This is a genomic window from Pseudomonas entomophila, from assembly GCF_029478665.1.
Classification (GTDB): domain Bacteria; phylum Pseudomonadota; class Gammaproteobacteria; order Pseudomonadales; family Pseudomonadaceae; genus Aquipseudomonas; species Aquipseudomonas entomophila_F.
Genome location: NZ_JARPQB010000001.1, coordinates 19,677 through 38,551 on the forward strand (window position 1 = coordinate 19,677; position 18,875 = coordinate 38,551).

Here is an 18,875-nt window from a genome sequence, read left to right on the forward strand (position 1 = left end):
TCGCGTTCATCACGGGCTGAGAATCGTGTCCTTGGCCTCGGGCAACATTCCCGGGTAATCCAGCGTGTAATGCAGCCCCCGGCTCTCCTTGCGCTGCATTGCCGAACGGATCATCAGTTCGGCCACCTGCGCCAGGTTGCGCAGCTCGATCAGGTCGCGGCTGACCTTGTAGTTGCTGTAGAACTCGTCGATCTCGTCCAGCAGCATGCGTACCCGGTGCTCGGCGCGTTGCAGGCGCTTGCTGGTGCGCACGATCCCCACATAGTCCCACATGAAACGCCGCAGCTCGTCCCAGTTGTGCGCGATGATCACGTCTTCATCCGAGTCAGTCACCTGGCTGGCATCCCAGCAGGGCAGTGCGCGGGGCATGGCGACCTGCTCCAGGTGAGCCACGATGTCGGTGGCGGCGGCGCGGCCGTAGACGAAACACTCGAGCAGCGAGTTGCTGGCCATGCGGTTGGCACCATGCAGGCCGGTGAAGCTGGTCTCGCCGATCGCGTACAGCCCCGGTACATCCGTATGACCACGGTCATCGACCATGACCCCGCCGCAGGTGTAGTGCGCCGCAGGCACCACCGGGATTGGCTGGCGGGTGATGTCGATACCAAAAGTGAGGCAGCGCTCGTAGACAGTGGGGAAGTGGCCCTTGATGAAATCCGCCGGCTTGTGGCTGATGTCCAGGTACACGCAGTCCACGCCCAGGCGCTTCATCTCGTGGTCGATGGCACGGGCGACGATATCGCGTGGCGCGAGCTCTTCACGGGGATCGAAGCGCGGCATGAAGCGCTCGCCATTGGGCAGGCGCAGCAGCGCGCCCTCGCCGCGCAGGGCTTCGGTGATCAGGAAACTCTTGGCCTGCGGGTGGTAGAGGCAGGTCGGGTGGAACTGGTTGAACTCCAGGTTCGCCACCCGGCAGCCAGCGCGCCAGGCCATGGCGATGCCATCGCCGCAAGCGCCGTCGGGGTTGCTGGTATAGAGGTACACCTTGGCCGCGCCGCCTGTGGCCAGCACGGTGAAGCGCGCACCGAAGGTGTCGACTTCGCCCGTGTTGCGATCCAGTACATAGGCGCCCAGGCAACGTTCGCCTTCCAGGCCCAGGCGACGCTCGGTGATCAAGTCGACCGCCACCCGCTGTTCGAGCAGATCGATATTCGAGCGCTGGCGCGCCTGCTCCAGCAGGGTGGTGAAAATGGCCGCGCCGGTGGCGTCGGCGGCATGGATGATGCGCCGATGACTGTGGCCGCCCTCGCGGGTCAGGTGGAACTCGAAACCCCCGTCGTCGACGCTGTAGTGTTCGTCGCGGGTGAACGGCACGCCTTGCTCGATCAACCATTGAATGGCTTCGCGGCTGTGCTCGACGGTGAAGCGCACCGCGTCCTCGTGGCACAGGCCGCCTCCGGCGTTGAGGGTATCTTCGACATGGGATTGCACGGTGTCGGTGTCGTCGAGCACCGCAGCGACACCGCCCTGGGCCCAGAAGGTCGAACCATTGGCCAGGTCGCCCTTGCTCAGCACGGCGATGCGCAGGTGGCCAGGGAGGTTCAGTGCCAGGCTGAGACCGGCGGCACCACTACCGATCACCAGGACATCATGTTGGAATTGTCTGCTCATGTCGGGACACTAGTAATCTTTGGAGGGGGCACGGCACAATAGTCGAGCGCAGATGGCATTGTGAAACTATCGTGAAACCTGGCCGGGGATGCCTTTATAGCAGCCCCGGGTGCCTGATTTCCAATGGCGCTTGCGGAGCAATGGCGACGTTCAGGGGAACTTTCCGGCGGTGCCGCAAATCCTATGAAGGCTGCCCGCACGCCACATTTTGTCGCGGCGACGCACGGCGGCAGCTCTATCCCGGGCTGACACCTGCGTGTATGAAACCAGATTATCGACGCTGCCGGCCGTGACCGCGCCGCGTCTTTCGTGCGAGCCGACCGAGGGCCGCAGGAAACTTGCTTGGAGGGGAGAACTTTTGCGCAAAGCCCGAGTCTATGTTTGCAAGCCTGAACGATGGCTGTCGCAACGCTCCTTCGAGTTCATTGAGGAGTGTTCATGCTAACCCAGGAAGAGGATCAGCAGCTTGTCGAGCGCGTGCAGCGCGGCGACAGGCGAGCGTTCGATCTGTTGGTGTTGAAGTACCAGCACAAGATTCTCGGGTTGATCGTGCGTTTCGTCCACGACACCCATGAAGCGCAAGACGTGGCGCAGGAAGCCTTTATCAAGGCATACCGGGCGCTCGGCAATTTTCGCGGTGACAGTGCGTTCTACACCTGGCTGTACCGCATCGCCATCAACACGGCGAAGAACTATCTGGTGTCCCGTGGAAGACGGCCACCTGACAGCGATGTGAGCTCCGAGGATGCGGAGTTTTACGACGGCGATCATGGTCTCAAGGATCTCGAGTCCCCAGAGCGCTCGTTGTTGCGGGATGAAATCGAAGGCACCGTCCATCGCACCATCCAGCAACTGCCGGAAGATTTGCGCACGGCACTGACCCTGCGCGAGTTCGATGGTCTGAGTTACGAAGACATTGCCAGTGTCATGCAATGTCCGGTGGGTACCGTGCGCTCTCGAATTTTTCGCGCTCGGGAGGCCATAGATAAAGCCCTGCAACCCTTGTTGCAGGAATCCTGAGACAGCGGCGACAGCCAAGAGAGGAACCGCCATGAGTCGTGAAGCTTTGCAGGAATCGCTGTCCGCGGTGATGGATAACGAAGCGGACGAGCTTGAACTGCGTCGCGTGCTGAACGCCGCGGACGATGCCGAAACCCGTGCCACCTGGTCGCGTTACCAGGTCGCTCGCGCGGCGATGCACCAGGAACTGCTGCTGCCCAAGCTGGATATCGCCTCGGCGGTGTCCGCGGCGCTGGCCGACGAGGCCGTGCCAGTAAAGGTCAAGCAGGGGCCGTGGCGCAGCATCGGCCGCCTGGCCGTGGCCGCTTCGGTGACCGTTGCCGTGCTGGCAGGCGTGCGCTTCTACAACCAGGACGAGATCACCGGTGCCGAACTGGCTGCCCAGCAGCCTGTGCAACAAGGCCTGAGCATGCCTCAGACCCAGGGCCCGGCTGTTTTGGCAGGCTATAGTGAAAGCAGCGAACAACCGACTGGCCCGATGGCCAACGGTGTCCTGCAGAACCAGGCCGGCTGGGATCAGCGCCTGCCGGGCTATCTGCGCCAGCATGCCCAGGAATCGGCACTCAAGGGTAACGAGACCGCACTCCCTTACGCCCGCGCCGCCAGCCTGGAAAACCGCTAATTAAGGAGGATCATGCGCGCGCTACCTCTCCTGTCGCTGCTGCTTGGCAGCAGCCTGACGGTGCAGGCCCTGGCGGCCAATTCCTCGCCTGAGGCGAGCGAGTGGCTGAACAGGCTGGCACGAGCTGAACAAGAGCAGAGTTACCAGGGCGCCTTCGTCTACGAACGCAATGGCAGCTTCTCCACCCACGATATCTGGCATCGCGTCCGCGACGGCAAGGTCAGCGAGCGGTTGTTGCAGCTCGATGGCGCAGCCCAGGAAATCGTTCGGGTCGATGGCAAGGTGCAGTGTGTCAGCGGCGCTTTGGCCAGCGGAGTGGGTTCACCACCCGACTCTGCGCCGCGTGTACTCGATCCTCTGAAATTGATGGGCTGGTATGACTTGAGCGTGGCCGGCAAGTCCCGCGTCGCCGACCGCGACGCGGTAATCGTGACGCTCACCCCGCGTGACCAGCACCGATATGCTTTCGAACTGCATCTGGACCGTCGCACCGGCCTGCCCCTGCGTTCGTTGATGCTCAACGACAAGGGCCAGTTGCTCGAGCGCTTCCAGATGACCCGCCTGGATACCGACGACTTGCCGACCGATGCCGACCTCAGTGCCAGCGCGGCGTGCAAGCCTGTTGAGCATGTCGCGACCACCTCGTCCGAAGCGGTCGCTGGCTGGCGTTCCGACTGGCTGCCACCTGGTTTTGAATTGATCAGCAGTGCCGTGCGTCGCGACCCGGAGCGCAAGAGCACGGTCAGCAGCCTGATGTACGACGATGGCCTGGCACGCTTCTCGGTCTTCCTCGAACCGATCAGTGACAGCGGCGGCAACGATATCCGCACGCAGCTCGGCCCGACCGTGGCGGTCTCGCGCCGGCTCACCACCCCCAAAGGCAAGGTGATGGTCACCGTGGTCGGCGAGATCCCCCTGGGCACTGCCGAGCGGGTCGCCCTGTCGATGCGGGCCCAGGATGCCCAGGCGCGCCAATGACGGCGTGCCTCCTGACAGCTCTTGTTACACAGAGCTGACATGAAATTAAGGCATTGTCATTTGCAATCCTGCCGCAAATTTTCTATAGGTCAGGCTTCTCGGAGTCTGGCCTTTCCTGCTTCTGCAGGGACCTTACTGCTAACTACGCTCGTTGTGACGGGAGCCGTATGTCAATACCACGCTTGAAAACCTATCTCTCGATGTTCGCCGCCGTGCTCATGCTCGGCCAGGTGCTCAGCGCCCAGGCCGAGGAGTCCTTGCCGGACTTCACCACCCTGGTCGAACAGGCCTCGCCGGCGGTGGTCAACATCAGTACCAAGCAGAAGCTGCCGGACCGCCGCGTCGCCGCCGGGCAGATGCCCGACCTCGAAGGGCTGCCGCCGATGTTCCGCGAGTTCTTCGAACGCAACATGCCGCAGCAACCGCGCTCGCCCCGTGGCGACCGCCAGCGTGAGGCGCAGTCGCTGGGTTCTGGCTTCATCATCTCCGACGACGGCTACGTGCTGACCAACAACCACGTGGTGGCCGACGCCGACGAGATCATCGTCCGTCTCTCCGACCGCAGCGAGCTGCAGGCCAAGCTGGTCGGCACCGACCCGCGCACCGACGTGGCCCTGCTCAAGGTCGAGGGCAAGAACCTGCCGACCGTAAAGCTGGGGGACTCCGAGAAGTTGAAAGTCGGTGAGTGGGTACTGGCCATCGGCTCGCCGTTCGGCTTCGACCACTCGGTGACCAAGGGTATCGTCAGCGCCAAGGGCCGCACGCTGCCCAATGACACCTATGTCCCGTTTATCCAGACCGACGTGGCCATCAACCCAGGCAACTCCGGTGGTCCGCTGTTCAACATGAAGGGCGAGGTGGTGGGCATCAACTCGCAGATCTTCACCCGTTCCGGTGGCTTCATGGGCCTGTCGTTCGCCATCCCGATCGACGTGGCGATCGACGTGTCGAACCAACTGAAAAAAGACGGCAAGGTCAGCCGCGGCTGGCTGGGCGTGGTGATCCAGGAGGTCAACAAGGACCTCGCCGAATCGTTCGGCCTGGACAAGCCAGCCGGCGCCCTGGTGGCCCAGGTCCTGGAAAACGGCCCGGCAGCCAAGGGCGGCCTGCAGGTGGGTGACGTGATCCTGAGCATGAACGGCCAGCCGATCGTCATGTCCGCCGACCTGCCGCACCTGGTCGGTAGCCTCAAGGATGGCGAGAAGGCCAAGCTTGAGATCATCCGCAACGGCAAGCGCCAGAACCTCGACATCACCATCGGCGCGTTGCCGGAAGATGACGCCGACATCGGCGCTGGCCTGGGTGCCGACGGCAGCGCCGAGCGCAGCAGCAACCGTCTGGGTGTGTCCGTGGCCGACCTGAGCGCCGAGCAGAAGAAGTCGCTGGAACTCAAGGGCGGCGTGGTCATCAAGGAAGTCCAGGACGGCCCCGCCGCAGTGATCGGCCTGCGTCCGGGCGATGTCATCAGCCACCTGAACAACCAGGCCATCGCCTCGGCGAAGCAGTTCACCGAGATCGCCAAGGAGCTGCCGAAGAACCGTTCGGTGTCCATGCGCGTGCTGCGCCAGGGGCGTGCGAGCTTCATTACCTTCAAATTGGCTGAATAAGCGGGTTTTGAAGTAGGAAAAGGGCAGCTTCGGCTGCCCTTTTTTCGTAAAGCAAACAATCAGCCCCTGTTCCAGGTGGGCGTCATCCATCCATCGCGTTGCCTGCTTCGCCAGCAAGGCTGGCTCCTACGGGACCGGGCAGGCTGCAAATGCTGTAGGCGCCGGCCTTGCCGACGAACACGGGCGCAACTGATAGAGGAATCTCCCATATCCCCGCAGCTTGAGGTACAATTCCCGGCTATTTTTCGGCGGGCGTCCGGCTCGCAGCCTTTTCGAGTGTTGACCCGTGAGTGATTTGAGTCATATCCGCAATTTCTCCATCATCGCCCACATCGACCATGGCAAGTCGACGCTGGCTGACCGTTTCATCCAGATGTGCGGTGGCCTGACGGCGCGCGAAATGGAAGCCCAGGTCCTCGACTCCATGGACCTGGAGCGCGAGCGCGGGATCACCATCAAGGCCCACAGCGTCACGCTGCACTACAAGGCGCAGGATGGTAAGACTTACCAACTGAACTTCATCGACACCCCCGGCCACGTCGACTTCACCTACGAAGTCTCGCGCTCGCTGGCGGCGTGCGAGGGTGCGCTGCTGGTGGTCGACGCCGGCCAGGGCGTCGAGGCGCAGTCGGTTGCCAACTGCTACACCGCCATCGAGCAGGGCCTGGAAGTCATGCCCGTGCTGAACAAGATGGACCTGCCCCAGGCTGACCCGGACCGCGTCAAGGACGAGATCGAGAAGATCATCGGCATCGACGCCACCGACGCCGTGGCCTGCAGCGCCAAGAGCGGCATGGGCGTCGACGAGGTGCTCGAGCGCCTGGTACAGACCATTCCCGCGCCGGAAGGCGAAATCGATGCGCCATTGCAGGCGCTGATCATCGACTCCTGGTTCGACAACTACCTGGGCGTGGTCTCGCTGGTGCGCGTGCGCCAGGGCCGCGTCAAGAAGGGCGACAAGATCCTGGTCAAGTCCACCGGCAAGGTGCACCTGGTCGACAGCGTCGGTGTGTTCACCCCGAAACATACGCAAACCGCTGATCTGAAAGCCGGTGAAGTAGGCTTCATCATCGCCAGCATCAAGGACATTCACGGCGCGCCGGTGGGTGACACCCTGACGCTGTCGAACACCCCTGAAGTCGAAGTGCTGCCAGGCTTCAAGAAGATCCAGCCGCAGGTCTACGCCGGCTTGTTCCCGGTCAGCTCCGACGACTTCGAAGACTTCCGCGACGCGCTGCAGAAGCTGACGCTGAACGACTCGTCGCTGCAATACATGCCGGAAAGCTCCGACGCCCTGGGCTTCGGCTTCCGCTGCGGCTTCCTCGGCATGCTGCACATGGAGATCATCCAGGAGCGCCTGGAGCGCGAATACGACCTGGACCTGATCACCACCGCCCCGAGCGTGATCTACGAGCTCGAGCTCAAGACCGGCGAGACCATTACCGTCGACAACCCGTCGAGGCTGCCGGACGTCTCGGCGGTCAACGATTTCCGCGAACCGATCGTCACCGCGACCATCCTGGTACCCCAGGAGCACCTGGGCAACGTCATCACCCTGTGCATCGAGAAACGTGGCGTGCAGCGCGACATGCAGTTCCTCGGCAGCCAGGTGCAGGTGCGCTACGACCTGCCAATGAACGAAGTGGTCCTGGACTTCTTCGACCGCCTGAAATCGACCAGCCGCGGCTACGCCTCGCTGGACTATCATTTCGATCGCTACCAGTCGGCCAACCTGGTCAAGCTGGACGTGCTGATCAACGGTGACAAGGTCGATGCCCTGGCCCTGATCGTGCACCGCGACAACGCCGCCTACAAAGGCCGTGCGTTGACCGAAAAGATGAAGGAACTGATCCCTCGGCAGATGTTCGACGTGGCGATCCAGGCAGCCATTGGCGGCCAGATCATCGCGCGGACAACCGTCAAGGCGCTCAGAAAGAACGTACTGGCCAAGTGCTACGGTGGCGACGTCAGCCGTAAGAAGAAGCTGCTGGAGAAGCAGAAGGCCGGTAAGAAACGCATGAAACAGGTGGGTAACGTGGAGATTCCACAGGAAGCCTTCCTCGCCGTGCTCAGGTTGGATAGCTAGGTCCTATGTCGCTAAATTTCCCGCTGTTGCTAGTCATCGCCGTCGCTGTCTGTGGCCTGTTGGGGCTGCTCGACCTGCTGTTCCTGGCCCCGCGCCGGCGGGCGGCGATCACCAACTACCAGGGCAGCGTCAGCCAGCCCGAGCTGGCCGTGGTCGAACGCCTGAACAAGGAGCCCTTGCTGGTTGAATACGGCAAGTCGTTCTTCCCGGTGCTGTTCATCGTGCTGGTGCTGCGCTCGTTCCTGGTCGAGCCGTTCCAGATCCCGTCGGGTTCGATGAAACCGACGCTGGAAGTGGGCGACTTCATCCTGGTGAACAAGTTCTCCTACGGCATTCGCCTGCCGGTGATCGACAAGAAGGTCATCGAGGTGGGGGATCCGCAGCGCGGGGATGTGATGGTGTTCCGCTACCCAAGCGACCCGAACGTCAACTACATCAAGCGTGTGGTCGGCCTGCCAGGCGACCAGGTGCGCTACACCAGCGACAAGCGCCTGTTCGTCAATGGCCAGCCGATTGCCGAGCAACTGGTCGGCAGCGAGCCGGGCACCCTGGGCAGCGCTGAGCTGTACAAGGAGAAACTCGGCGAAGCCGAGCACCTGATCCGCAAGGAAATGACCCGCTACCGCATGCCGCCGGACCAGCAGTGGACCGTGCCGGCCGGTCACTACTTCATGATGGGTGACAACCGCGACAACTCCAACGACAGCCGTTTCTGGGATGATCCGAACATTCCCAAGGAACTGCATGGCATGGTTCCGGACCGGAACATCGTCGGTAAGGCGTTCGCGGTCTGGATGAGCTGGCCGGAGCCCAAACTGAGCCACCTCCCGAACCTGTCGCGGGTCGGCCTGATCCATTGAGCATCGACGGCGCTGTCCACGGACAGCGCCGATTGCATTTCTGACATAGGCTGTGTTCTCAGGGAGCGAGAGATTTCGCCGTTTCCGGCGTCAGATCACAGCCACACCGTCTTTCAGGATGTTGATTTGAACAACGCGTTGAACATTGTAGGGGTGGCCCCATGAGTGCTTCCCTTGACCGCCTGGAGCGCAAGCTCGGCTATACCTTCAAGAATCAGGACCAGATGCTGCTGGCCCTGACCCATCGCAGCTATGCCGGGCGCAACAACGAGCGCCTGGAATTCCTCGGCGATGCCATCCTCAACTTCGTGGTCGGCGAAGCGCTGTTCGAGCGCTTCCCCCAGGCCCGCGAGGGCCAGCTGTCGCGCCTGCGCGCGCGCCTGGTCAAAGGCGAGACGCTGGCACGCCTGGCCCGCGGCTTCGACCTGGGCGACTACCTGCGCCTGGGTTCGGGGGAGCTCAAGAGTGGCGGTTTCCGCCGTGAGTCCATCTTGGCCGATGCCCTGGAAGCCCTGATCGGCGCGATCTACCAGGACGCCGACATGCAGACTGCGCGCGAGCGCATCCTGGCCTGGTTGACCGACGAGTTCGACGGGCTCACCCTGGTCGACACCAACAAAGACCCCAAGACCCGCCTGCAGGAGTTCCTGCAGTCGCGTGCCTGCGAGCTGCCGCGTTACGAAGTGGTGGACATCCAGGGCGAACCGCACTGCAGGACCTTCTTCGTCGAATGCGAAGTGGTCCTGCTGAACAAGAAAAGCCGTGGGCAGGGCGTGAGCCGGCGTATCGCCGAGCAAGTCGCCGCCGCTGCCGCACTGATCGCCCTGGGCGTGGAGAATGGCAATGACTGAGAACACTTCGACCCGTTGCGGCTACGTCGCCATTGTCGGCCGCCCCAACGTCGGCAAGTCGACGCTGCTCAACCACATCCTTGGGCAGAAGCTGGCGATCACTTCGCGCAAGCCGCAGACCACCCGCCACAACATGCTCGGTATCAAGACCGAGGGTGACGTGCAGGCGATCTACGTCGACACCCCCGGCATGCACAAAGCGAATGACAAGGCGCTCAACCGCTACATGAACCGCAACGCCTCGGCGGCCTTGAAAGACGTCGACGTGGTGATTTTCGTGGTTGACCGCACCCGCTGGACCGACGAGGACCAGTTGGTGCTCGAGCGCGTGCAGTACGTGACCGGCCCGCTGATCATCGCGGTCAACAAGACCGACCGCATGGAAGAGAAAGCCGAGCTGATCCCGCACCTTCAGTGGCTGCAGGAACAACTGCCGAATGCTGAAGTGATGCCGATTTCCGCGCAGCAGGGGCACAACCTCGATGCGCTGGAAGCGCAGATCGCCAAGCACCTGCCGGAAAACGATCACTTCTTCCCGGAAGACCAGATCACCGACCGCAGCAGCCGCTTCCTTGCGGCGGAGCTGGTACGCGAAAAGATCATGCGCCAGCTGGGGGCGGAGCTGCCGTACCAGATCACCGTGGAAATCGAAGAGTTCAAGCAGCAGGGCCATGTGTTGCACATCCATGCGTTGATCCTCGTCGAACGCGACGGCCAGAAGAAGATCATCATTGGCGACAAGGGCGAGCGCATCAAGCGCATCGGTTCCGAGGCGCGCAAGGACATGGAAGTGCTGTTCGACTCCAAGGTCATGCTCAACCTCTGGGTCAAGGTCAAAGGCGGCTGGTCCGACGACGAACGTGCCCTGCGTTCGCTGGGTTACGGCGACCTGTAAGCCCCGGACTCCCTCTGTAGGAGCGGCCTTGTGCCGCGAAAGGGCTGCATCGCAGCCCCACAATCTTTGCAACAGTCGAAATCCTGGGGCCGCTGCGCGACCCTTTCGCGGCACAAGGCCGCTCCTACAAGGGTGCGTCAAATCTGGGTTTAGAGATTCATCATGGACCAACCCACCCCACAACCCGCCTTCGTACTGCACAGCCGCGCCTACAAGGAAACCAGCGCGCTGGTGGACTTCTTCACCCCGCAAGGCCGGGTGCGGGCGGTGCTGCGCCGGGCGCGGGGCAAGGGCGGCAGCCTGGTCAGGCCGTTCGTGCCTCTGGAAGTGGAACTGCGCGGGCGTGGCGAGCTGAAGAACGTCGGGCGCCTCGACAGCGCCGGCATCGCGGCCTGGCTGCATGGCGACGCGCTGTTCAGCGGCCTGTACCTCAACGAGCTGCTGATGCGCCTGCTGCCGGCGGAGGCGCCGTATCCCGCGTTGTTCGAACACTACACCCTGACCTTGCAAGCCCTGGCTGCCGGGCGACCCTTGGAGCCGTTGCTGCGCTCGTTCGAATGGCGCCTGCTGGATGAACTGGGGTACGCCTTCTCCCTGAGCCGGGACGTCAATGACGCAGAGGTGGTCGCCGACGGCCTCTACCGCCTGCGAGTCGACGCCGGGCTGGAACGGGTCGAGCTGTTCCAGCCCGGATTGTTCAAGGGCAGCGAGCTGCTGGCGCTGGCCGAGGCCGACTGGGACGCGCCGGGTGCCTTGCTGGCGGCCAAGCGCCTGATGCGCCAGGCGTTGGCGGTGCACCTGGGCACAAAGCCGCTGGTCAGCCGCGAACTGTTTCGCAAGCGCTGAGCACGACGTATGCTGTGGGCCTCAATCTTCAGGAGAGCCCTTTCGTGACTCACAGCAACCGCATGCTTCTCGGTGTCAACATCGACCACGTGGCGACCCTGCGCCAGGCCCGGGGCACCCGCTATCCGGACCCGGTCAAAGCCGCGCTGGATGCCGAGGAAGCGGGTGCCGACGGCATCACCGTGCACCTGCGCGAAGACCGTCGACACATCCAGGAGCGCGACGTACTGCTGCTCAAGGACGTGCTGCAGACCCGCATGAACTTCGAGATGGGCGTCACCGAGGAGATGATGGCGTTTGCCGAGCGGATTCGCCCGGCGCATATCTGCCTGGTGCCGGAAACCCGCCAGGAATTGACCACCGAAGGTGGCCTGGACGTGGCCGGCCAGGAGGCACGGATCAAGGCGGCGGTGGAGCGCCTGTCGCGCACGGGTGCCGAGGTGTCGCTGTTCATCGATGCCGACGAGCGGCAAATCGAGGCCTCGCGCCGTGTCGGTGCCCCGGCCGTCGAGTTGCATACCGGGCGTTATGCCGATGCCGAAACCCCGACCGAGGTGGCCGAAGAGCTTCAGCGTATTGTCGATGGCGTTGCGTTTGGCGTGGGGCAGGGCTTGATCGTCAATGCCGGGCATGGCCTGCATTACCACAACGTCGAGGCCGTGGCTGCGATCAAGGGCATCAACGAGCTGAACATCGGCCATGCGTTGGTGGCCCATGCCTTGTTCGTTGGTTTCAAGGCGGCGGTGGCAGAGATGAAGGCGCTGATCGTCGCGGCTTCGCGCTGAGGTATGGGATTGCGGGGGGCGCTTTGCGCCCCTTTCGCGACACAAGGCCGCTCCCACAGGGATAGCGCCAACCTGTGGGAGCGGCCTTGTGTCGCGAAAGGGCTGCAGAGCAGCCCCTGACATCATTCGCTTCTGAATACCAATGTGAACCGGGTCGGTCCTTCGGCCTGGCTGCACACCTCGACCCGCCCGCCATGCAACTGCATGATCGACTTCACGATCGCCAGCCCCAACCCGGTCCCGCCTTCCAGCCGCGAACGACCGGCCCCCACCCGGTAGAACCGTTCAAACAGATGCGGCTGATGCGCCTCGGCGATCCCCGGCCCCTGGTTCTCCACCCAGACCGCGACCTCATTCCCCCGCCGCTCGATACCCACGACCACCGCCTGACCTTCCGGGCTGTGGCGCAGGGCATTGCTCAGCAGGTTTGACAGTGCCCGCTGGAACATCAGCCGGTCGACCAAGGCCGTGCCCCAACCCTGGAGCTCCAGGGTGATGTCCTTGAGCTCGGCACTGAACGCAAACAACTCGCTCACCCGCACGACTTCGTCAGCCAGCGCCACGGGCAACAGCGCCACCTGCGTCTGCGGCTGGCTGACCTGGGCGAGGAACAGCATGTCGTTGATGATGCGGTTGAGCCGGGTGAGCTCCTCGACGCTGTCTTCCAGCGCCTCGCGGTAGCGCTCGCCATCGCGCTCGCGGGCCAGTGTCACCTGGGCTTTGCCCATCAGGTTGCCGATCGGGGTGCGCAGTTCGTGGGCCAGGTCGTCTGAAAACTGCGACAACTGGCTCACCCCTTGGTCGAGTCGATCGAGCATGACGTTGATGGCCCGCGCCAAGTCGGCCAGTTCCACAGGCAGGTCGCTGTCGGGCAGGCGATGGCCCAGGTCTTGAGCCGATACCTGGCCGGCGATGCGACGGAAGTGGCGCAGGGGACGCAGGCCGCGCTGCACCAGTTTCCAGGCGGCGATGCCGATCAACAGCAGCAGCAATGGCAGGGCCAGCAGGGTGGAGTTGAGGTACGCCTGCAGCAGCGCATTGTCGTCGTCGCGGTTGAGCGACATCAGCACCTTGACCGGGGTGTCGTCGCGCAGGCGCATCAGGCTGCTGGCGGTAAGGATCTGGTTGCCGTCGGCATCTCGCCATTCATGGAAGGTCAGCCGGGCGTCGGCGTCCAGCGTCAGAAGATGCTGTGACTCCAAGGCCGGGCCGAGGCTGATCAGGGCCGGGTGGCGCGCATCGACGGCCATCACGCTGAGGCTGAGGTTGTCGTGCCCCATGACCAGGTCGAGCAGCGGGTGGGCGCGGGTGCCCAGGTCGTCGCTGCGCAGGTCGACCCGCAGGTTGTGCTCGACCTGCAGCATCTTGCGCGCCAGGTCCTTGCGTGCGCGGCTGTCCAGTTCGTGGTCGAGGGCGAACACCGCCAGGCAGGCCAGCAGCAGGACCAGCGCCGCGCCCAGCAGGGTGACGGTCAGGCCCAGGCGCAGGGACAGGCTGGCGCGTTTCAAGGCCGGGCCTCGAGCACATAGCCGACGCCGCGCAGGGTGTGGATCAGCTTGTCCTCGAAGGGGTCGTCGATCTTCGCCCGCAGGCGGCGGATCGACACCTCGACCACGTTGGTGTCGCAGTCGAAGTTCATGTCCCACACCAGCGAGATGATCTGGGTGCGCGACAGCACCTCGCCGCTCTGGCGCATCAGCAGGTGCAGCAGGGCGAACTCCTTGGCGGTCAGGTCGATGCGCTGGCCACCGCGCCAGGCGCGATGGCGGCCGGGGTCGAGCTCCAGGTCGGCGACTTTCAGGGTGCTGGGCTGCAGGTGCTGGTCGTTGCGCCGCAGCAGGCTGCGGATGCGCGCCAGCAGTTCGGGGAACTCGAAAGGCTTGAGCAGGTAGTCGTCGGCGCCCAGGTCAAGGCCCTTGACCCGGTCGGCCAGGCGACCGTGGGCGGTGAGCATCATGATCCGTGTGGACGATTCGGCGCGCAGGCGCTGCAGCACGCCCCAGCCGTCCAGTTCGGGCAGGTTGACGTCGAGGATCACCAGGTCGTAGGGCTGCTGGCGGGCCAGGTGCAGGCCGTCGGTGCCGGTGTGGGCGCAGTCGACCACGTAGCCGTTCTCGCGCAGCCCTTGCTGCAGGTAGTCGGCGGTACGGGGTTCGTCCTCGATGATCAGTAGGCGCATGGTCGGGCTCGGTCGGAAGAATGGCGGCGATTCTCAACCCTGTAGCTGTATCAGGGTCAAGGGCTGCGATGTTACGACATGTGGCGAGCGAATCCGCGCAGATAACCGATCTGTAATGGGCGGGTCATGTGGCTGAAAGGGGCGCGGGGCGCCCCTCGATCAATGCGATCAGGCGGTGCCGATCTCGCCGCCGTCGTTGCGCTGGATCACCACGGTCGCGGCGCGTGGGCGTACCGAGCTGCCGGCCGGGGTGGTGTCGGTGGCCTTGTCGGTGTAGGGCCAGTTGTCCGGGTGCTGGATGTTGATGAACAGTGTCTTGTTGTCCGGGGTGAAGGTGATGCCGGTTACTTCGCAGCCGTTGGGGCCGACGAAGAAGCGCCGCAGGTCGGCCTGGTTGGTGGCGTTGACCGGGACCTGCTTGCCCGTGGCGTCGACCAGGTCGGTGGGGATCACCGCCAGCAGCTGGTCGTTGGTGTAGTTGGTCAGGGTGGTTTCGCCGTTGTCGGTCTCGAACCACAGCACGCCACGGCTATCGAAGCTCATGCCGTCGGGGCTGGCGAACTGGTTCAGCTCGGTCAGGCCGGAGCGGTTGATGTCCGGGGCGCCGGCGGCGTTGGCGCCGAACACGAAGATGTCCCAGGTGAAGCTCTTGTGATCGTCGCTGTCGTGCCAGCGGATGATATGGCCATGACGGTTCGGGCCGCGCGGGTTGGCCGCATCGACCTTGGCGGCGGTGCGCGCGCTGTTGTTGGTGAGGGTGAGGTAGACGTCGCCGTTGAGCGGGTTGACGGCGGTCCACTCCGGGCGGTCCATGGGCGTCGCGCCCACGGCGTCGGCGGCGCCACGGGTGTTGAGGATGATCCCCGGCAGGTCGCCGAACAGCGCGCCGAGCGTGCTGCCGTTGGTGGTCGCGGTGGCGACGTCGAGCAGCAGCCACACGCCCTTGCCGTCGGCGTTGAAACGCGCCACGTAAAGCTTGCCTTTGTCCATGTACTTGGCGCCGGTGGCCAGGCGGTCGGCGGGGCTGGCGTCGGCCGGGTCCCAGACCGCGTCGGAGACGAACTTGTAGAGGTATTCGTTGTTGGAGTCGTCGCCGGTGTACCAGACCAGTGGCTTGCCCGCCACCGGCAGGCCCGGGCAGCAGCCTTCGTGGCGGAAGCGGCCGAGGGCGGTGCGCTTCACCGCCAGGGTGGCGCTGTTGTAGGGGTCGATCTCGACGATGTAGCCGTAGGTGCTGGCCTCGTTGCGGTAGTCGCTGGTGGCGCCGGCGCCGGTCGGGGTGATGTTGAAGCGGGCGAACTCATCGGCCACTTCGCTGGCGTCGCCGGCCGCGCTTTCCCATTTGTACTGGCCGCTTGAGCTGCCCACGCCGATGCGGGTCTGGTTGGCCGGGCGGGTGCCCTTGTTGACGAAGATGCCGGGCCAGTTCTCCTCGCAGGTCAGGTAGGTGCCCCACGGGGTGTAGCCGTTGCCGCAGTTGTTGTTGGTGCCGCGGCACTGGGTGCCGCTGGGCGAGAACTTGGTCTTGACGTGGTCGGTGCCGCGCAGGGGGCCGGCGATGTTCATCAGCGAAGCGGTGGTGAAGCGGCGGTTGAGCGGGTCGTTCTGGATCACCTGCCAGCGGCCATTGACCTTGGTCAGGCGCACTACGCCGGCGCCGTGGGCGTTGATCTCCTTGCGCACTTCCTCGGCCGGGCGCTTGCCGCTGGCGTCGGTGGTCGGGCCGGCCGGGTGCAGGGCCGCGGTGTCGATGTATTCGAAGTTGATCGCCAGCAGGCCGTCGTCGGAACTGCCGTTGATGGGGAAGAAGTGCATGCCGTCATGGTGCATGCCCATGGCGTTGGCCTGGTCGGTGGAGGTGTTGCTGCCGTCGGACTTCCAGGGGTTGCCGTTGCTGTTGAGCGGCGTGCCCCAGGGGGCGAGCACGTAGGCACTGTAGCCGGCGGCGACCACGCAGGCGTCGGTGCGCGAGCCTGCGATGGAGTTGAAGCCCAGCTTGAGCTTGGGTTTTTCCGGCTTCGGATCCGGGGTGGTCACCGGTGGCTCGCTGACCGGATCGTCATGGTTGGAGCCACCGCCGCTGTCGAAACAGCCGCTCAGCCCGGCGCCGGCGATCATCGCGATGGCCGCGCCGAGGCTGCCGCGCACCACGCTCCGACGGCTCAGGTAGGCGTCCATGACGCTGGCCATCGGCAGGTTGTCGCTCGGGTTGCGGTCCAGGTTATCGCCGGATTCTCGACTCATCAGGGTGTCCTTATGTTGGCTGAGTGGGAGGAAACAGCGACTTTAGGGCGTAAGTATGATGATTGATTTGCAGAAATGTGACGCACTGTTAAAACGCACGGTTCTTAATGGAGCTGAATAAATAATGCTTTGGAATTAACAGCGCCTTTCTGCCATTAAACTGTCACGAGAACGCCGCACTATCCGGGACCCAACGTGTACTCGGATAAGGATGGCGGGGTCGATGGCAAGCAACATGGGCAGGCGTGACGTGATCGGCTGGATGGGCATCGGTGCGCTGGCACCGCTGCTCGGCGCCTGTTCCGCGCTGCCACTGCCCGGTGCTGGCGGTGAGCGGTCGGTGGACCTGCTATACGTGGCCGATACCCTCGACGCCCGCCTGCCTGGCCAGGCCGTGGTTCCGGCGACCCGCCTGGGCCCGGTGAGCCACCTGGGCCGTGCGCCGTGGATGAGCGGTTCGAATGCCCGCGACGCACAGCCGGAGCTGGCACCGTTGCTCGATGCCGGGCAGGCCGCACAGGCTCGGTTGGGTGGCTACGCGGTGCTGGCGGCCCTGCTCGAGCAGCTGCGTGGCGAAGCCGGAGCCGAACGCTGCCTGACCTTGGAGAACGGCCAGTGCTGGAACGGCAGTGGCCTGGCCTACCTCACCCAAGGCGAGAGTGGCGTGCAGGGCAGCCAACTGCTGGGCAGCGAGGCGCGGGTCAGCAGCGACGAGCGGGTGCTCTGGCCACAGCGCGGCACAGCGCTCTACCGGCAGTCTTCTTCTATTACCCTGGGGGCGGGCCTGGCCAGCGAGCAGGCCAAGGCGCTGGGTATCTCAGGTGTGCAGGTGTTCCAGCGCGGCGGTGTGCGCGTGGCGGTGGTCGGCGTTACCGACCCCTATGCCCAGGACCAGAAGGCCTCCCTCAAGCAGTGGTACCAGTCGTTGTTGCCCAGCTTCCAGCAGGCCCGCCGCGAGGGCGACCTGGTGGTGGCCCTGGCCGATGTCGGCAGCGGGCCGGGCCTGTGGCTGGCCGAGCGAATCCCGGAAATCGACGTGCTGCTGTGCGCCCGGGGCCAGGATCTGTGGCCTGCGCCGGTGCAGGCCACCCAGGCCAGTGGGCGGCGAGTGCCGGTGCTGTTCGCCGGTTGCCGGGCCAGTGGCGCGTTTCGTCTGCGTTGTCGGCAGACAGGCGGGCAATGGCAGTTCGACGCCCGGTTCTTCCCCGCATTCGAGCAGCACCTTCAACCCGGCGCGCTGGCCCGAGCCGGCCAGCTACGTGGCGTGCTGCACAGACAGCGCAGCGGCCATGCGGCCTGGCTCGACCAACCCTTGGCCCGAGCGCCGCAAGCGCTGTGGCGGCGCGATACCCGTGGCGGTAGTTGGGACAACCTGTTGCACCAGGCCCTGGCCGACGGCTCGAGCATGCCGGTGCTGCTGCCCGGCCTGCGCTACGACTTTCCTGTGCAAGCCGGTGAGTCCATCACCCGTGAACACCTGATCAGCCTGACCGGTGGTTACCCCGCACCGGTGCTCGAAGTGCCAGCGCAATCTGTCGAGCAGGTTCTGGAAAACGCCGCCGAGCAGCTGTTCGGCGACCCGCTGCTGCTGGACAACAGCCAGGACCTGCCGCGCTGGCAGAACCACGCCTGGCAAGTGAACTACAGCCCGACCGGCAAGCGAGTCGCCGGGTTCGAACCCGTGCAGGGGCTGTGCCGGACCTTCGGCCTGCATGTCGATGCCCAGGCCGGCGTGCCGTTGTGGCAAACCGTCGAGGCTTGGCTGGTGCGGCAGGCGCCGGGCTGGCGACTGGCACCCTTGCAGCTGCCCGACGTGCGCTACGTGCAGGGGCACCCCGGCTGGCACCCGCGTCAGGAGGCGGTGTGATCGGTACACGGCGCATCGCCACCGGCCTGTTGCTGACCCTCGCTGGCTGGCTGGCGGCGCAATGCGTGCTGCTGTTCAGCCAGCAACCGCAACCGGCCCAGGCCGTGCAGCAGATCGAGGTGCCGCTGCCAGGCTTGCTGGTGGGGCACTGGCAGGCACCGGTGGACGATGGCGTGATACCGCTGACTCGCTTGCCTCTGCATTACCTGGGCGGGCTCAAGGCCCAACCTCTGTCGGCCAGCGTGGTGGTTTTGCGCCACGGCGAGCAGGTGCGCACCCTGGGCCGTGGCCAGCGCCTGGCGCCGGGCATCGTGCTGCAGGATATCGACGCACAAGGCCTGATTTTCGACAACCACGGGCGGCGCGAGCGCCTGCCCTGGCCGCCACGCCCCGCCGTGACCGGCTTCAAGCGCCAAGGATGAAT

Annotated in this window: 16 protein-coding genes; 12 read left to right on the forward strand and 4 right to left on the reverse strand. The window is 64.5% G+C overall.

What is annotated here, in order from left to right:
• Nucleotides 1–9: 9 nt before the first annotated feature.
• Entirely contained in the window at nt 10–1,611 is a 1,602-nt protein-coding gene (gene nadB, locus P5705_RS00095; protein WP_277458834.1) for an L-aspartate oxidase, read from the reverse strand.
• Nucleotides 1,612–2,049: 438 nt separating this feature from the next.
• Between nadB and rpoE the strand changes: the two genes are divergently transcribed.
• The 10 genes from rpoE (at nt 2,050) to pdxJ (ending at nt 12,161) form a co-directional block, all read left to right on the forward strand.
• Nucleotides 2,050–2,631, forward strand: coding sequence for an RNA polymerase sigma factor RpoE (rpoE, locus tag P5705_RS00100; RefSeq protein ID WP_011535354.1), 582 nt, complete (start codon nt 2,050–2,052; stop codon nt 2,629–2,631).
• A gap of 31 nt (nt 2,632–2,662) precedes the next feature.
• Nucleotides 2,663–3,253: a sigma-E factor negative regulatory protein gene (locus P5705_RS00105; RefSeq protein ID WP_277458842.1), complete on the forward strand. Its 591-nt coding sequence runs from the start codon at nt 2,663–2,665 to the stop codon at nt 3,251–3,253.
• Between the two features lie 12 nt (nt 3,254–3,265).
• Nucleotides 3,266–4,231, forward strand: coding sequence for a MucB/RseB C-terminal domain-containing protein (locus P5705_RS00110; protein WP_240065081.1), 966 nt, complete (start codon nt 3,266–3,268; stop codon nt 4,229–4,231).
• Between the two features lie 200 nt (nt 4,232–4,431).
• Entirely contained in the window at nt 4,432–5,838 is a 1,407-nt protein-coding gene (locus P5705_RS00115) for a DegQ family serine endoprotease (RefSeq protein WP_431196907.1), read from the forward strand.
• Between the two features lie 286 nt (nt 5,839–6,124).
• A complete protein-coding gene (gene lepA / locus P5705_RS00120; RefSeq protein ID WP_277458846.1) occupies nt 6,125–7,924 on the forward strand; it encodes a translation elongation factor 4 in 1,800 nt (599 codons plus the stop codon).
• 5 nt (nt 7,925–7,929) lie between these two features.
• Nucleotides 7,930–8,784 (forward strand): signal peptidase I, encoded by an 855-nt coding sequence (gene lepB, locus P5705_RS00125; RefSeq protein ID WP_277458847.1) that lies wholly within the window; start codon nt 7,930–7,932, stop codon nt 8,782–8,784.
• A 161-nt stretch (nt 8,785–8,945) separates the two neighbouring features.
• Entirely contained in the window at nt 8,946–9,635 is a 690-nt protein-coding gene (gene rnc / locus P5705_RS00130; protein ID WP_011535348.1) for a ribonuclease III, read from the forward strand.
• A complete protein-coding gene (era, locus tag P5705_RS00135) occupies nt 9,628–10,530 on the forward strand; it encodes a GTPase Era (protein WP_011535347.1) in 903 nt (300 codons plus the stop codon). The genes rnc and era overlap by 8 nt, the downstream gene beginning before the upstream one ends.
• Before the next feature lie 162 nt (nt 10,531–10,692).
• Nucleotides 10,693–11,376, forward strand: a complete 684-nt coding sequence (recO, locus tag P5705_RS00140) for a DNA repair protein RecO (RefSeq protein ID WP_277458849.1) — start codon at nt 10,693–10,695, stop codon at nt 11,374–11,376.
• Between the two features lie 62 nt (nt 11,377–11,438).
• Entirely contained in the window at nt 11,439–12,161 is a 723-nt protein-coding gene (gene pdxJ / locus P5705_RS00145) for a pyridoxine 5'-phosphate synthase (RefSeq protein WP_431196908.1), read from the forward strand.
• Nucleotides 12,162–12,283: 122 nt separating this feature from the next.
• Here pdxJ and P5705_RS00150 read toward each other — a convergent pair whose 3' ends face one another.
• The 3 genes from P5705_RS00150 to P5705_RS00160 form a co-directional block, all read right to left on the reverse strand.
• The gene (locus P5705_RS00150; protein WP_277458853.1) at nt 12,284–13,669 is read right to left on the reverse strand and encodes a heavy metal sensor histidine kinase; all 1,386 of its coding nucleotides are present in this window, start codon (nt 13,667–13,669) and stop codon (nt 12,284–12,286) included.
• A complete protein-coding gene (locus tag P5705_RS00155; RefSeq protein ID WP_011535343.1) occupies nt 13,666–14,340 on the reverse strand; it encodes a heavy metal response regulator transcription factor in 675 nt (224 codons plus the stop codon). Before P5705_RS00155 ends, P5705_RS00150 begins: the two co-directional genes overlap by 4 nt.
• 168 nt (nt 14,341–14,508) lie before the next feature.
• On the reverse strand, nt 14,509–16,584 hold the full coding sequence (locus P5705_RS00160; RefSeq protein ID WP_277458855.1) for a PhoX family protein: 2,076 nt from the start codon (nt 16,582–16,584) through the stop codon (nt 14,509–14,511).
• 223 nt (nt 16,585–16,807) lie between these two features.
• On the opposite strand from P5705_RS00160, the gene P5705_RS00165 reads away from it, so the two are divergent.
• Nucleotides 16,808–18,451 carry a lipoprotein UxpA gene (locus tag P5705_RS00165; RefSeq protein ID WP_277458856.1) on the forward strand — a complete coding sequence of 548 codons (1,644 nt, stop codon included), beginning with the start codon at nt 16,808–16,810 and terminating at the stop codon, nt 18,449–18,451.
• A complete protein-coding gene (locus P5705_RS00170) occupies nt 18,448–18,873 on the forward strand; it encodes a pilus assembly protein PilZ (RefSeq protein WP_277458857.1) in 426 nt (141 codons plus the stop codon). The genes P5705_RS00165 and P5705_RS00170 overlap by 4 nt, the downstream gene beginning before the upstream one ends.
• Nucleotides 18,874–18,875 lie beyond the last annotated feature (2 nt).

Coding starts and splice junctions, on each gene's coding strand:
- P5705_RS00160 (WP_277458855.1), bottom strand. CDS start 16,584: ATGAGTCGAGAATCCGGCGATAACCTGGACCGCAACCCGAGCGACAAC.
- P5705_RS00110 (WP_240065081.1), top strand. CDS start 3,266: ATGCGCGCGCTACCTCTCCTGTCGCTGCTGCTTGGCAGCAGCCTGACG.
- lepB (WP_277458847.1), top strand. CDS start 7,930: ATGTCGCTAAATTTCCCGCTGTTGCTAGTCATCGCCGTCGCTGTCTGT.
- pdxJ (WP_431196908.1), top strand. CDS start 11,439: ATGCTTCTCGGTGTCAACATCGACCACGTGGCGACCCTGCGCCAGGCC.
- nadB (WP_277458834.1), bottom strand. CDS start 1,611: ATGAGCAGACAATTCCAACATGATGTCCTGGTGATCGGTAGTGGTGCC.
- P5705_RS00155 (WP_011535343.1), bottom strand. CDS start 14,340: ATGCGCCTACTGATCATCGAGGACGAACCCCGTACCGCCGACTACCTG.
- rnc (WP_011535348.1), top strand. CDS start 8,946: ATGAGTGCTTCCCTTGACCGCCTGGAGCGCAAGCTCGGCTATACCTTC.
- recO (WP_277458849.1), top strand. CDS start 10,693: ATGGACCAACCCACCCCACAACCCGCCTTCGTACTGCACAGCCGCGCC.
- P5705_RS00165 (WP_277458856.1), top strand. CDS start 16,808: ATGGCAAGCAACATGGGCAGGCGTGACGTGATCGGCTGGATGGGCATC.
- P5705_RS00105 (WP_277458842.1), top strand. CDS start 2,663: ATGAGTCGTGAAGCTTTGCAGGAATCGCTGTCCGCGGTGATGGATAAC.
- era (WP_011535347.1), top strand. CDS start 9,628: ATGACTGAGAACACTTCGACCCGTTGCGGCTACGTCGCCATTGTCGGC.
- rpoE (WP_011535354.1), top strand. CDS start 2,050: ATGCTAACCCAGGAAGAGGATCAGCAGCTTGTCGAGCGCGTGCAGCGC.
- P5705_RS00115 (WP_431196907.1), top strand. CDS start 4,432: ATGTTCGCCGCCGTGCTCATGCTCGGCCAGGTGCTCAGCGCCCAGGCC.